The sequence below is a fragment of the Methanosarcina acetivorans C2A genome (assembly GCF_000007345.1).
GTDB classification, from domain to species: domain Archaea; phylum Halobacteriota; class Methanosarcinia; order Methanosarcinales; family Methanosarcinaceae; genus Methanosarcina; species Methanosarcina acetivorans.
On sequence record NC_003552.1, the window covers coordinates 4915201 to 4930161 of the forward strand.

11 protein-coding genes are annotated in these 14961 nt (G+C 41.8%); 6 read left to right on the top strand and 5 right to left on the bottom strand.

The genetic code is table 11. From position 1 onward, the window contains the following. Window positions 1-447 precede the first annotated feature (447 nt). Window positions 448-1995 carry a 2,3-bisphosphoglycerate-independent phosphoglycerate mutase gene (gene gpmI / locus MA_RS20905; RefSeq protein ID WP_048065873.1) on the bottom strand — a complete coding sequence of 516 codons (1548 nt, stop codon included), beginning with the start codon at window positions 1993-1995 and terminating at the stop codon, window positions 448-450. A 271-nt stretch (window positions 1996-2266) separates the two neighbouring features. Here gpmI and MA_RS20910 point away from each other — a divergent pair, with 271 nt between their 5' ends. From MA_RS20910 to MA_RS20920, 3 genes are all read left to right on the top strand, one after another. Next, the gene (locus MA_RS20910) at window positions 2267-2872 is read left to right on the top strand and encodes an acetate uptake transporter (protein ID WP_011023903.1); all 606 of its coding nucleotides are present in this window, start codon (window positions 2267-2269) and stop codon (window positions 2870-2872) included. 376 nt (window positions 2873-3248) lie between these two features. Then, complete coding sequence (locus MA_RS20915; protein ID WP_011023904.1) at window positions 3249-3614, top strand: class I SAM-dependent methyltransferase; 366 nt, start codon at window positions 3249-3251, stop codon at window positions 3612-3614. A gap of 1564 nt (window positions 3615-5178) precedes the next feature. After that, on the top strand, window positions 5179-6102 hold the full coding sequence (locus MA_RS20920; protein ID WP_011023905.1) for a UbiA family prenyltransferase: 924 nt from the start codon (window positions 5179-5181) through the stop codon (window positions 6100-6102). Window positions 6103-6362: 260 nt separating this feature from the next. Here the strand turns inward: MA_RS20920 and MA_RS20925 are convergent, their stop codons facing one another. Then, the gene (locus MA_RS20925; protein ID WP_011023906.1) at window positions 6363-7148 is read right to left on the bottom strand and encodes a helix-turn-helix transcriptional regulator; all 786 of its coding nucleotides are present in this window, start codon (window positions 7146-7148) and stop codon (window positions 6363-6365) included. Between the two features lie 762 nt (window positions 7149-7910). Then, a complete protein-coding gene (gene purH / locus MA_RS20930) occupies window positions 7911-9527 on the bottom strand; it encodes a bifunctional phosphoribosylaminoimidazolecarboxamide formyltransferase/IMP cyclohydrolase (protein ID WP_011023907.1) in 1617 nt (538 codons plus the stop codon). A gap of 397 nt (window positions 9528-9924) precedes the next feature. On the opposite strand from purH, the gene MA_RS20935 reads away from it, so the two are divergent. Both MA_RS20935 and nth read left to right on the top strand, forming a co-directional pair. Further along, complete coding sequence (locus tag MA_RS20935) at window positions 9925-11277, top strand: dihydrolipoyl dehydrogenase family protein (RefSeq protein ID WP_011023908.1); 1353 nt, start codon at window positions 9925-9927, stop codon at window positions 11275-11277. Window positions 11278-11466: 189 nt separating this feature from the next. Next, window positions 11467-12171: an endonuclease III gene (gene nth / locus MA_RS20940; RefSeq protein ID WP_048065874.1), complete on the top strand. Its 705-nt coding sequence runs from the start codon at window positions 11467-11469 to the stop codon at window positions 12169-12171. Between the two features lie 226 nt (window positions 12172-12397). Here nth and MA_RS20945 read toward each other — a convergent pair whose 3' ends face one another. Both MA_RS20945 and cbiM read right to left on the bottom strand, forming a co-directional pair. Further along, window positions 12398-12703 carry a PDGLE domain-containing protein gene (locus MA_RS20945; RefSeq protein WP_048065875.1) on the bottom strand — a complete coding sequence of 102 codons (306 nt, stop codon included), beginning with the start codon at window positions 12701-12703 and terminating at the stop codon, window positions 12398-12400. Next, complete coding sequence (gene cbiM / locus MA_RS20950; protein ID WP_048065876.1) at window positions 12700-13365, bottom strand: cobalt transporter CbiM; 666 nt, start codon at window positions 13363-13365, stop codon at window positions 12700-12702. The genes MA_RS20945 and cbiM overlap by 4 nt, the downstream gene beginning before the upstream one ends. Before the next feature lie 701 nt (window positions 13366-14066). Here cbiM and MA_RS20955 point away from each other — a divergent pair. Next, entirely contained in the window at window positions 14067-14672 is a 606-nt protein-coding gene (locus MA_RS20955; protein WP_342636692.1) for a class I SAM-dependent methyltransferase, read from the top strand. Window positions 14673-14961: the final 289 nt, after the last annotated feature.

Consider the following 14961-nt stretch of genomic DNA (forward strand, 5'->3'; position numbering starts at 1 on the left):
AAAGACTCATTTTTTAAAAAACGTATGCCTGGAACTCTGAAAAAATGGAGTTTATGCTAAATCAACAGGGTCAGGAGCCCAAATAAAAGAAAATCAGTAATAAAAAATATGCGTGAAACCCTATTCAGTATTAATTAATATAATGAGTGGAGAGAGAGTAAAAAAGAACTCGAAATGGGACAGAGAACGACAGAAAACCCGGTAAAACCCGAAAGAGACCAGAAAGAAAATGGAACAAGAAGCAAGAAAGAGAACGAAATAAGAAAGTAGAATAAGACCGGAAAAAGAAGCGGAAAGAAAAAACTGGAAAGAAAAAACTGGAAAGGAAAAACTGGAAAGGAAAAACTGGAAAGGAAATAAAAAATGGAACGAAAAACATTAAGAAATCACTGATTTTTTCGCAAGCCTTCCTTTCCCGGTTATTAACTCCTGACTTTTCCTTTACCGTCACTCATTTAAAATCAATGATTTGCCTTTCATCTCTTCGGGTTTAGGGACTCCGAGAAGATCCAGAAGGGTAGGAGCGAGGTCAGACAGTTTTCCGTTCTCAAGGGCTTTTACTTCGCCTTTTCCTGCGTAAATGCACCTTACGGGATTTGAGGTATGGGCTGTATGCGGCTCTCCTGTGTGCTGGTTTTCCATCTGTTCGGCGTTTCCGTGGTCTGCAGTTATAAGGGCCACACCCCCTGCTTTTTTCAGAGCCTCAATAATCCTCCCCACACAGGTATCCACTGCTTCTACTGCCTGTACTGCGGCTTCAAAAATACCTGTGTGCCCTACCATATCCATATTTGCGAAATTGAGTACAATTACATCATACTTTCCGGACTGAATTCTCCGGATTACCTCATCCGTAACTTCATATGCACTCATCTCGGGTTTGAGGTCATAGGTGGCAACCTTTGGAGAGGGGATCAGGCAGCGGTCTTCCCCATCATAGCATTTTTCCTGCCCGCCGTTCAGGAAAAAGGTCACATGGGCGTATTTCTCAGTTTCGGCAATGCGAAGCTGGACAAGCCCCTGTTTGCTGAGCACTTCCCCTAGCACATTTTCCAGCTCTTCAGGAGGGAAGGCAATGGGCAAATCCAGGGTTTCGTCATACTGCGCCATACAGACATAGTGGACCTTCGGGCGCTTTTCCCTGGGGAAACCATCAAAGTCATCATTTTCAAAAGCCCAGGTGAGCTGCCTTGCCCGATCAGGCCTGAAATTAAAGAAAATTATGGAATCATTGTCCTGTACGACTGCCTCGGGCTTTCCGTCAGAGCCGGTGACTACGGTGGGTTTTACAAACTCATCGGTTTCTCCTCTGGCATAGGCGTCAGAAACTGCAGTTTCGGCGTCAGAGGTTGTATATGGGGCAACTCCGAGAGTCAGGGCATCATAGGCTAGCTTTGACCTCTCCCAGCGCTTATCCCTGTCCATTGCGTAGTAGCGCCCCTGTACTGTCGCAATCCTGGCACTCCCGTTTTCTTTACAAAAAGCATCAAGCTCCCTGATATCTGCAAGAGCAGCTTTAGGGGGTACGTCCCTCCCATCCAGGAAAGCATGTATATATACCTTTTTTAGCCCTTTGTCCCGTGCAAGTTTGATAAGGGCATAAAGGTGGGTCATATAACTGTGAACGCCTCCGTAAGAGACAAGCCCCATAAGGTGCAGGCTTGAATCATTGAGCTTCACGTTTGAGATTGCGTCCAGCAAAACAGGGTTTTCGAAAAAGTCCCCGTTCCTGACAGAGAGGTTTATTCTTGTAAGGTCCTGGTAAACGACTCTTCCTGCCCCTATATTCAGGTGGCCGACTTCGGAGTTTCCCATCTGACCTTCCGGCAGGCCCACAGCTTCCCCTGAGCATTCCAAAAAGCACCAGGGGAATTCGTTCAGCAGGCTGTTGAGGTTTGGAGTTTCAGCTGCCAGGATAGCGTTTCCTTCTGAGGCTTCCCTGTAGCCCCAGCCGTCAAGGATCATGAGCATAAGAGGTCTTCTTGCCTGAGTCATATGAAGGGAATTCCACACCTGTTCATAAATAGCTTGTCATGAAACCCCAAAAATCCTGTATAAGATTCTCTGAAGGCTTCTTATGAAATTATATTATATATATTTATAATGTATTGAAAATATATTTACTGTCCGTAAATATAAGTATTAATAATTACATACTTCACCAAAAGGTAAAAAAGAGACAGCAAAAACGGCAGCGTAGTCTCTATGTATTTCTTATAGGAAGTTCAGGTAAAATCTCCGAATAACGGGAAGGAGGATTGGAATCGTGAGTGAAGACATTAAAGATGTTATGAACATTCGTGATGTAAAAATAAAGGATTTAAGCGCAAACCCTGCTCCACTGGGTTTGATGGGGTTCGGAATGACGACTGTACTGTTGAATATACACAATGCAGGATTCTATCCATTGGGAGCAGTGATTCTTTCTATGGGTATTTTCTATGGTGGACTAGGCCAGGTCATTGCCGGGATCGAGGAATGGAAAAAAGGTAATACTTTCGGAGCTACAGCTTTCACCTCTTACGGACTTTTCTGGCTCACTCTGGTGGTAATTGTCCTGCTTCCTAAATTTGGAGATAATTTTGCAGGACTGGCTCTAACCCCAACAGATTTTGCTGCGTACCTGTTCCTGTGGGGACTTTTTACCCTTTACATGTTCATAGGAACACTGAAAGCAACAAGGGCTCTGCAGGTGGTATTCCTTTCCCTTACAATTCTCTTCTTCCTGCTTGCCGCTGGGAACTACATGGGAAATCCAGCAATAATCAAGATTGCAGGCTATGAAGGAATTTTCGTAGGGTTTTCAGCAATTTACGCTGCCATGGGTCAGGTACTGAACGAGGCGTATGGCAAAAAGATAGTTCCACTCTAAAAAGGCGCATGAAGGTTCAGGAATGTTTTTTTGGGCTATTAAGCCCATTTTTTTATTAAACCTTTCATACTCACTTATTTTCCATTAGCTATTTCATCGGCTGTCTTTTGGCTATTTTAGTTAGGTTGATTAGCTGCGTATCGTTGATTTTTGTCAGCTATTTTATCAGTAATTTTATCAGCCATTTTCATCAGCCGGTTTTATCACCTATTATTTAGATAATGTTCAAAGCTGTCGTTAGTCCGAATCGGTCTTTAACAGAGCAGATTCATTTCCATATTTTATGTGATTTTTAATAAAACACTTATTTTTTACTACAATTTTACTTTTCAATAATAACTGTCACCAGACAAGGTGAAGTAAGTGGGAAAGCAGGATGGATCTCAAAATCGACTGGAATGAACTCTGGAAAGAAAAAATGGAATTGCAGAGTAAAACACAGATGAACACCGATTGCACAAATATGTGGAAAAGGAAAGAGAGTGCAAAAAGGTTCTGGGAAATGTCTCTGGAAAATAAGGATCGGATTGAAAAAACTCTGAAAGGGATGCCTCTTACCCCGGAGTCCAGAGTCCTTGATATTGGAGCGGATCCCGGAAACCCGGCAATTCCTCTCACTGATAGGGTTGCACATGTAACAGCAGTCGAACCTGCAGAGGGGATGAAGGGGGTTCTGAAACAAAATATAGAGACCTATGAGATCGGGAATATCGACTGCGTCTGTGAACTACCGCTAAACTAAAGATTTAGAGGCTTCCTGAGTCATCCTCCCGGCCAATGTTGGCGAGTCATACAAGCTCTGCCCCTCGTTCCAAAGGTGAAACAGAATGTGAACGTGAGATTATACTTGAGATGCTTTCCAGCTTCCGTTTTTCTCCGGCTTGACGTTCCCGATCCCTTCAGGTATGAGGATACCCCGTTATCCAACTTCTCAGCTTGATTTTCGCATTTTGGTTGAGATAACAGTATCGATATTATAATATAGTTAAGAATACAAGCTTATTTGCAGAATCAATATCAGGAGAATGTTGAGAAGTTGGCGCTTATCCCCCTGGGCTTAAAAACTCAGGGTTTTGTGCTTCTTCATATAAAGACTGAGATCTTCATATAAAGACTGGGAAGCTGTTGACATAGAGGCTGACCTCTGCCCTCCTTACGATGTCGTGTTTGCATCTTACTCTTGGGTATGAAAGATATCCGGACCTCAATCCGGAAAACAATTGACTTATCTTCAGGATATGTTTACCTTTACTGGTTTACAGGAGATGCCCTGGACATACACTCTCAAAAACTCTGACCTATCCTCATGGATGTGAATACAGGCAGGGCCCAAAGGCAGACATCCTTTACAATGTGCTCTATAATATGAGGATCTATCCGGATGTGAAGGTCTTTCCTTTTGAGCACAAAAACAGCTTTGAAAACCTCGAAGCAGCCCTTGAACACTTTAAACCCCCAGTAAGCGGCATTTTCACCTGAGCAGGAAGAAATCTCAGGGCCTACCTCCAGGAAGTGCTTGAGGAAGAAATGTGGCTCTTGTGCAAAAGGGCAGGAGTACGAGGGTCAAGATGTGGTGGAAAGTTTCTGCCTTTTGAAGGGAAATTTAACATCAGGTGACTTTTTCTCCATATTTAGGAGTACAATATTTCAGACCCCCTTTCTTGCATGAAAAGTATGAACAAATATTACTGATAGAAATAGTTTGCGAAATCCGTATATAGCAGATTTGGACGTGCGCCCTCAGTGGGAGATTCCACATTTAAGCTCAAAGGAAAGTTTTTTTGCCTCAGTAAAAGTCGGAAGGGAAAAATTATCCATACCCTCTTTTGCCTGTGTTTTTGCCCTTTTTTCTTCCGAACTCTGACGCCTCTTCAAAGAGCGAAGAGACGAGTAGCAACCATAAAAGCTGCAAAATCTATGTCCATGCTACTCAGAATAAGCTATTTCATAAGAATTACATATGTTATTTTTGTGAAAATTGTCAACCTTAGAATATGAATAGATATAGTCATGTTTTTTTTAAAAATGTAGAACTTGACATTTCAGAGACGCGTTGATACTCGAGTAAAGTTTTGATCTTGCAAAATCCGTGCTTTTGTGGGCTTTCAAGTTTTTAGAATAACGGAATCCGTTGCTATTTAATGAGTTCAGGGGAGAATAAATCATCTGTATAAATATAATAGTTAGTTTATCAACTTATTAGTTAGTTCAATGGTATACAGTTTGTTTAGTATTGCATTAATTATACCGATCTGTTGAAATTATATTGAAATAATAATATTAGAAAGTCGTACAGAATTAGCTTCATGGGCTTCAATGTATTTTCTGGAAATTTGAGACACATTTTCAAGTACCGCAGAACGATCAATTCGAGATATAGAGAAGAAAATGCCACTTTTGAACTTCTAAAAAGTTCTATTTTAGTTGCATTCTCAGGCGCGTTAAGAATACACATAGCATTTCTATTATTACACATACAATCAAGCATACAAACCTGTATTGCAGGTAGTCTAATTATTTATACTGTGTACACCATAGACAGAGCTCTGGAGTCTGAAGAAGATACTGTAAACCGGACAGAACTAAAGGGCTCGAATAAAAAAATTGGACTCGCAGTTTCACTACTGGCTTTTATGATCGGAACTTATATCCTGGCAAAAGAAGGAATGCTTGCACTTGCATTCGTACCTCTCATAACTGGCTATCTGTACAGTAAAGGCATAAAAATTGGCAAGTTCGCCTTGAAACTCAAAGGGGGACTTGGGATGAAGAACATTATTGTAGGGATTACCTGGGGAATTTTTATTACAGGGCTTGCAGGCAGTGGGTGTGGAAATCTGACCCCTATTGTTCTGGTATTCATTTTCTTCGGTGTAAAACTCTTTATTAACTCTGCCATATATGATTTCAGGGACGTTAAAGGAGACACCCTTGCAGGCATCAAGACCCTGCCCGTAAGCCTCGGAATCCAGAAAACCCGCAATCTTCTTTCTGCCATGCACCTTCTCTCCCACCTGGCACTTGGAATTGCCCTTATCCACGGAATTCTTGCTTTTGAACCTCTTGTAATTATCTACAGTTTCATTTGCGGGCTGATCTGCATTCAGAGCCTTACAGTTCCTGAGGATGAGAAACCTTCTTCCCAAAAACTTGAAAGGACAGTGCTTGTGGACGGAGAATCCGCTTCAATTGTCGGGCTCAGGATGATTACAGGGGCTCTTATTGCATAAAGACCTGAATATGAAAAGATTCCTATCAAAAAACTCGGACAAAAACCTAACCGAAAATACATCTGGAGCAAGACTTTTAAGTTAAAAGCATTTACCAAAAGAGTGAGTACGGAAGGTAGAGAGCCAGGTCAAACAGGTTTTGAACAGGCCAGACTGGAAGATCAAGCCTCTTCATCAGCTATCCTTCAATTTTATTTTACAGCTTTTCCTCATTCAGACTCTCGAAAGTCTGTAACCGAAGGGAATTACAATCCTCAGGTTTACAGATTCTTTATCTCAACTGCATTCTCTTTGTAATATTTAAAAAGTTCTTCACCCCATTTAATTGACGAAGAGTCAAAACCCACAAGGTCATGCCTCGGATCAAAGGTTCCGTTTTTGAAAAACAGTGAAAGTGACATAAACCTGTCTGTTACGACAAAAGCTACCTTTGCACTGTCGTAGACATGGAAACTTGTGTGTTTGTGCTTAAGAAATTCTTCAATCTCAGCATTGTGTTCACTTTTTATTTTGAAAAAGACATTGGGTGTAACAATTATAGAGATAGGGATATTCCTGCGAGCCAGCTCAAGAAACATTGAGGGATAACTAGGGAGGAAAATGGATGAAAAACCCATAAAACGACCGGAAGTCAGAACATTTTCCATGAACGCTTTATGCGAATCATAAATATGTTCGTGCTCGTCTTTTACAACTCTACACTCTTTCAGCTCCTGAATTCGGTTCAGCAACGGTTCCGGAATTGCGACAAGGTCATGGTCTCTCCAGAAGTCTTCGTTTGCTTCTATAGCTGTCAGAGTATCAAGGAAAGGCCTGTAGTATATAGCTGAAACCTTTCCCAGGGAAGTCAACCGATACATTCCTTCCTGTCTTACAATTAAATTGGCGGTCTCCATTTCCTTCAGGCGAGGTAGAATCTCCGGGGATCTCACATCGAAGTATTCCTTGATATCCGAAAGGGTTTTTGGGCTCTCCTGAAGCAAAAATAAGATTTCTTTTCGTTTTTCAGAAAAGGTTAGGATGCTTAAAAGTCCAGTTGATTTCACACATATCAGCCCATGATTTTTTATACTGTCTCCGGGGTCGTTGGAGAGTTACTGTTGAAAGGTAAGTACTCCGGCTTTGATTTGAAGTGGCGAGATTTTGATTTTTTTAATTCTTTTCATCTTTTATATTGAATAGAGGTGGCACTTATATCAGGATGATATAATATTGCTAGAATGGTATACGAATTCAAGATATATTATCTTTTTCAAGAGTATACTTGATTCTTAATAATTTTTTCAGATATATAGATGGTTTATGTACCGGTACTTCGAAAATGTAAAATTTCCAGTTGAAAAAATGTGGATAACTTTATAAATAATTTTTATATCGCAATGATATAAAATTATTCCATCAATATATGGTTAAAACATGAAGATTCAGCACATCAGCTGAAAATCAGGGATAAAAAATTAACATTTAAGGCCCGGCCTTTTGCTGAATTATTAATTAGAGTACACAGCTCCAGCAAGGGAGTAAATTCCAGGATGATTTTGCAAGAAATTAGGAAAAGTTGCTTGCAAACTAAACCCGGAAACACAGCATTGTTAATCAGGGATATCCACCTGAGCTTAAAGACTCAGGGGTTTTACGCTTCTTCGTATAAAAGCTTCAACTCCGCAAACTTCATACAATCCAGACCCTGCTATCCTGAAAAATAATTCTGAAATGAGAATGGACCCTGCCCCAGGATGCAGGGTTACTCGAGATTTTGCATGAGCTCAGGTGTATGCCCTGAGTTTTTCGTTGTCAGAACTGATTTTTCAGTGGAGGAAATGCCGCATGCCTGTAAAAACCATGGCAATTCCAAGCCTGTTTGCAGTAGCAATAACTTCGTTGTCCCGGATAGATCCGCCCGGGGAGACAATATAACGAATGTTATTTTCTGCTGCATGGACTACGCTGTCATCGAAGGGGAAGAAAGCATCCGATGCCATTACACATTCGGACAGAATCTTCTGGCAATATTCTTCGAAGGCTACAGCAGGCTGCTCACGTTCATAGATTACCTTCAGATTTTCAACTGCCTTTGTGGCTGCCAGTTTGCGGATCGAGTCGACCCTGTTAGGCTGTCCTGCCCCCATACCCAGCACCATGAAATATCCAGGCTCATATTCGTGGGCAAGGATCACGGCATTGGATTTTGTGGCTTTGCAGGCTTTAAGGCAGAACTCCGAAAGGGTGCGTTTGCCTTCGGGATAGGAAACTTCGGTAACAGATTCCCATTTGTCATAGATACCTATATCCCGGCTCTGCTTGAGCATGCCTCCGATTACGTATTTGTAAGTGTATTCCGTCCCGAAAACCTCTCTTAGTTCCGGAAGCTTCAGGAGCCTCAGATTTTCACTTTTATTTTTCAGGTATTCAAGAGCATCGGGCTTGAAATCAGGAGCAAGAATGATTTCTATGAATTTCCCGTTCAGAAAAGTTGCAGCTTCGAGGTCAAAAGTTTCATTTGTACAGATTATGCTCCCATAAGCCGAAATCGGGTCTCCGTCCCAGGCAGCCTGCAGGGCCTGAAGGAGAGTGTCTCCAGTGGCAAGTCCGCAAGGGTTATTGTGTTTTACAATTGCTACTGCAGGAGAGGCATTTCCCAGCTCTTTGACCGTCTGAAGGGCATTGTCAGCATCAACATAGTTGTTGTAGGAAAGTTCTTTTCCATGGAGCTGAACTGCTTTTGCCAAACTCGGGCCTTCGATACCGGGATCTTTGTAGAAACAGGCACTCTGGTGCCAGTTCTCTCCATAGCGGAGTTTGACCCCATCGGTAAACTTCAAGCGCAGCACCTCTTCTCCAAGCAGGGTCCTGCTCAGATAGGTATCGATGGCTGCATCATAGTCAGCGGTATGCCTGAAAGCTTTAACCGCGAGGTTAGCACGGGTTTTGTCAGAGATTATCCCACTTGAGCGCAGTTCCTTAAGGACATGCCCGTAGTCCGAAGGGTTGGATATTACTGTTACCGAACGATAGTTCTTAGCTGCCGAACGGAGGAGGGTCGGGCCCCCGATGTCTATGTTTTCGATGGCTTCTTCAAGTTCCACACCCTCTTTGGAAATCGTTATTTCAAAGGGGTACAGGTTCACGGCAACCAGATCTATGAGGGAGATATCTTCTTTTTCAGCTTCCTCCATCTGTTCTTTGCTTTCCCGCAGACATAGGAGCCCGCCATGAATTCTCGGGTGGAGAGTTTTGACTCTTCCCCCCATCATCTCCGGATAGCCTGTGACCTCCGAGACATCGGTAACCTCGATGCCGGCGTCGCGAAGGATTTTCGCAGTCCCGCCTGTTGAGATGATCTTCACGCCAAGTGCTTCAAGCCCGCGTGCAAATTCCGTAATTCCTGTCTTGTCCGAGACGCTGAGCAGTGCCCTTTTTACCAAAAAATCACCAATATACTTGGTTTAAAAATTATTAGCTATAAAACTTATGGTTTACACATTATTTTATCAGCGAAAAATTTTGTTATTGAAGAAAATCAGAGTTAAATCCCTCAAATGCAACATTTCTGTTAACATTTGATCATGAACCTCATGGATTTCTAGTTCTTTAAGTTTTTGGTATTTTATAACTATTTTTTTCGCTTCCTCTGAGATAAGAACCTTCTTTCGGAATAAAAGTTTAGGTGAAATATTTATTTTCAGGGACAGAAAAGAATGAGGAGTAAAGGAGTAGTATTCCTCAGAATTATTCTTTCGATCTGCTCCTGATTTTGAAATTCAATTTTAATTTTACTTTTGAACTCATTTTTGAGAATCAGGAAAAAAGATGGGGGAACCGATGGAAAAGGAGTACGATATTATAATTCTCGGGACAGGCACTGCAGGCAGAACCCTTGCAGGCAGGGCAAAGTCCTCTGGATTGAAGTTTGCTATTATTGATTCGAGGGAGTACGGAGGTACCTGCCCTCTTAGAGGGTGCGATCCCAAAAAAGTTCTTGCAGGCGCATCGGAAGCTACGGACTGGAACAACAGGCTTATAGGCAAAGGTGCAGGGACAGAGAAACCTTTGGAAATCAATTGGTCTTCACTTATCGAATTCAAGAGAACGTTTACCAGGGATTATCCCCGTGAAACCGAGAAAATGTTCGCAGATATGGGAATTGATATGTATCACGGGAGGGCTAATTTTGAGAATGAGAATACCATACTTGTCGGGAAAGATAAACTTAAAGGGAAATATATTTTCCTTGCAACAGGCTCAAAACCGCGAAAACTGAACATCCCGGGGGAAGAATACCTTATAACAAGTGAAGAATTCATGGAAACCGAGAAGTTCCCTGAAAAGATAATTTTTGTAGGGGGCGGGTATGTCTCTTTCGAGTTTGCACATATTGCCTTGCGAGCAGGGGCGGAAGTTTTAATTTTGCACAGGAGCGAAAAGCCCCTGAGAGATTTTGATTCCGAGATGGCGGATCTGCTTGTCAGAGCTTCTGAGGCTGCAGGGATGAGGATTCTTACAGACAGGCCGGTGGTAGCTGTCGAAAGAGAAGGGGACAGATTTCTGGTCAGGGCCGAGTACAAAACCGAAACCGGATCCGAAACACAGACTTTCAATGCAGACATGGTAGTAAACGGTGCAGGTCGAACGCCTGATATCGAAGACCTGCGGCTTGAAAATGCCGGGATCACAGCCGAAAAAAAAGGGATTATAGTTGATAAGCACATGCAAACTTCAAATCCTCGCGTTTATGCTGGAGGAGACTGCACTGCCGAAGGCATGCAGCTTACTCCGGTAGCAACCCTGCAGGGGGAAATCGCAGCAGCCAATATCTTCGATGAGAATAGAGCTGAAATAGATTACACAGGCATTCCGAGTGCAGTATTTACCATTCCTGTCCTGGCCTCGGTCGGAATCACCGAAGCAAAAGTTAATGATAAACACAGAGTAATTTTCCGTGACCGCAGTAAATGGAGCACCACCAGAAGAGCAGGATTGGAATTTGCAGCCTCAAAGATAATCGTAGATGAAACAAACGATCACATCGTGGGAGCCCATATTCTGGGACCGAATGCCGAAGAGGCCATCAATATATTTGCTACGGCAATGCAGCTTGGGCTAAGGGCATCCAGCATAAAGAAAATGGCGTTCACCTATCCAACGACGTGTTCCGATATTCGTTATATGCTGTAAACTCCAGTTGTGTGGGAACAAGTTATCTGAGATTTATCTTTACTCGTTATTTGGACTTGTTAACCTGATTCATTGCCTTGACCATACCTTAACCCGAAAAAGGTAAAATAAAAAGAGATCCAGATGCCTTTAAGAAATCTGTGTTTACGGCTGAAACCGGAAAACAAACACGGACCGGAGTTTTTTTCGATGCTCGAAAACAAACCGAAGAAATCAATCCCCAGTGAGCCCCTGCAGGAGTATGAAATCCCTGATAACAGGCATAATTTTGACAGTGTATGGGCACTTTTAAAGGCAGAGTACCCGGATGCAAAACCATCTCTTAACTACAGCAACCCTCTGGAACTTCTCATTGCGACCGTCCTTTCCGCCCAGTCAACGGATGTCCAGATCAACAGGGTAACTGAAAATTTGTTCAAAAAATACCGAACTGCCGAGGATTATGCCGGCGCAGACATCAGGGAACTCGAAATCGACATTTATTCCACCGGCTTTTACAAAAATAAAGCAAAAAATATCAAAGCTGCGGCGCAAATGATTGTAGAACGCTTTGGAGGAGAAGTCCCGAAGACTATGAAGGAACTGGTAACCCTGCCCGGCGTTGGAAGGAAAACCGCGAATATAGTACTCGCAAGGGCTTTTGGGGTAATAGAAGGTATTGCCGTAGACACCCATGTAAAAAGAGTTTCGAGAAGACTTGGATTTACCAGGCACTCCGACCCGGAAAAAATTGAACAGGACCTGATAACCCTTGCCCGAAAAGAAGACCTTGATTCAATTTCCATGACCCTGATATATCATGGCAGGAAAGTTTGCCGGGCAAGAAAACCCAGATGCTACGTTTGTGTTGTAAAAGAACTGTGCCCCTCCAGCATTATATTTATTGGAGAGTAAGCAGGAGAAGTTCTTAAGGGCCAAGAAATATCTTAGGTCAAAAATATCTTGGGTCAAAAATATCTTGATTGAAAAGAATCCGGAAAAATAACATTTAAATTCGGAACTCAGGAAAAGACCCAGGAAGAAATTCAGAAAAAGATACATAAAAACTAAGGAAAAAACATGAGAAGCCGCGTCTCTCCGGAAGAAGAGCGGCTTTTCAAAAAGGAAAACGATTTTTTGCTCAGGCTTTTTTATTGAAGACCTTTCCGAACCCGAAGCTTATTGCCAGTACTGCAATTGTTCCCACTGCAATCGCCAGGACTTCCCCGCTTTTTCCCATACCTTCGATTGCATAATCAGGCATCGGAGAACTTACTGCAGGTTCCATTTCTTCAATTTCGGACATTTTAGATTCTTCAACTACCCCTCCAGCCGCACTTTCCAACCCGTCAGGGTCGGAGGATGCAAGGAAAGGAGCAAGAACTGAAAGCAAAAGTGCAATTGCAATTCCGGCGTAAAGGAATTTCATATTGGAGTTTCCGCTCATGCATGAGCCTCCTTCTTAGATTTTTCAGGTCTTACAGTGAAATTGTCTTCAAGGAGGTCAGGACGGGATTTTGCAATCGCTGTGATTACAACCGCAGTTATCAGCCCTTCACCGACAAAACCAATTATCAGATGATAGGTGCCCATTGCAATTAGACCCGGAACAAGGGGGAAAGTCCCTGCAATCCACATCTGAACTGCGCAAACAATTGACGAGATAAAAAGCCCGAGCCACGCGCCTCCGAAGGCTGCAATGCTTGTGCCTGTACTCTTGCGAAGAGCAACATAGGTATAATATCCGACAAACCCGGAAATGATACCCATGTTAAGGATATTTGCACCCATTGTGGTGATTCCGCCATCACCGAAGGCAAAACCCTGTACAAGCAGCACGAGTGTGAGTACAAGTACACCAGCCCAGGGGCTTCCGAAGACGATGGCAACAAGGGTTGCTCCTACCATGTGTCCACTTGTCCCCATCCCTATAGGAATATTCATAGCCTGGATGGCAAAGATCCCTGCTGCAAGGGCGGCAAGAACGGGCACTTTCATTTCGTCAAGATCATTTTTTGCCCACTTCATTGACATTATTATAAATGGAAGGGCAATTACCCAATAGACAATTGCTTGGCTTAAAGGCATAAAAGAATCAGGTATATGCATTTTTATATTCCTCTTTTTAAACCTTATTTTTTATATTCCCTGTTCTCACTGTGAACATTCCAGTTCCCATGTTTTTCAGAATGTTCATATATAAAGAACAAAATACCCAAAAAGTCAAAATTTGTTGAGTGTAACCATGTGAATTAGTACCAATTAGAAACCTATTATGCCTGTTCCTAATATGTATTTTTGAGGCATTTTCGGAAGATTTTCTGTACTAATCTTAAATAATTCAGTATTACATATATACATTTTGGTATTATTTTTTTTGATAATTTTTATATGAAATCTCCTTACATGTCGGCATTTTTATATTTTAGTCAGATTAAGTATCCTCGGAGCTTCTATCAAATCGAATAGATATTCGTCCAGGAAAAGTTGGTGTTAATCCGCATAAGCCCCATTTTTACTACCTTTTTGAGTTCTGAAGGAATGCTTATATAATCATTTAAGTAATATATGTTCATCAGATTTTAATCTTTGGTAATATTTATTATGAAAAAATTGTGTATTTGTATATTGCAATAGTTTCAGTATTATACTGAGGAGTATTTATCGACTGCAAGGAAGTTATTACCAACTACTGGAATTTCAGATCTTCTACTTACACAAACGGAGTAAATGGTTTTGATGAAGAAGAGCGAACGATCTGGAAACAAACATTTGAAAAATCCCTGGCTTCCGGCAAGCGTTTAAAAGTACTGGATGTGGGTACAGGCACAGGTTTTCTAGCCCTCCTTTTTGCCGAGATGGGACATGAGGTAACAGGCATAGACCTGTCCGAAGGCATGCTCGAAAAAGCAAAGCATAACGCCGATAACATGGGTATAGAAATTGATCTCTTCCATGGGGATGCGGAAAATCTGCCTTTCGAGGATTGCTCTTTTGACCTGGTTGTAAACAAATACCTGCTCTGGGCTCTCGAAGAACCTTCCCGTGCAGTTTGTGAATGGAAGCGAGTCCTTAAACCGGGAGGCATGATTTTTTCCATAGATGGCAACTGGTTTGACTCTCGCCCAGATAGATATATCAAAAGAATGCTTTCCGAGCTGGTAGAAAGCTTTGAGAATAAGAAACAATACAACAGGATATTCAAGAATTCCTACGCTCCGATAAGGAATTTTCTTCCCCTCTATGAGAAAATAAACCCGGAAAGTATCTCCCTTCTCTTTTCCGAAACCGGACTTGTAAATACTGCAATCAATTCCCTTCTGGAGGTGCAGAAGTTTCAAAGAAATAAGTACCCGTTTTCACAGAGGCTGCTTGAGAATAACTCCATATTTCTGATATCGGGGCAGAAAATTTAAGGATAAGATTTAAAGTTCAAGAATAAGCTTTTTTTGTCCCTTCCTATTTTTTAGTTGAATTTTTTCCATAAGATGCCCTGACATTTTTATTTCTTCGCTGTTAACACATTATATTTATTAATTTTCATACAATTTTGACGATATTTACGGCTTAATTTTACATTTCTAATCAGGTTTTTTTTACGTGGTGCAACAAAACTTTTTAACATACATACTTTTCGAAAATTGTAGAAAGCTTTTTATTAGAATCCAAAAAAATAAACGTTAAATTAAATTTGAATAAATAATT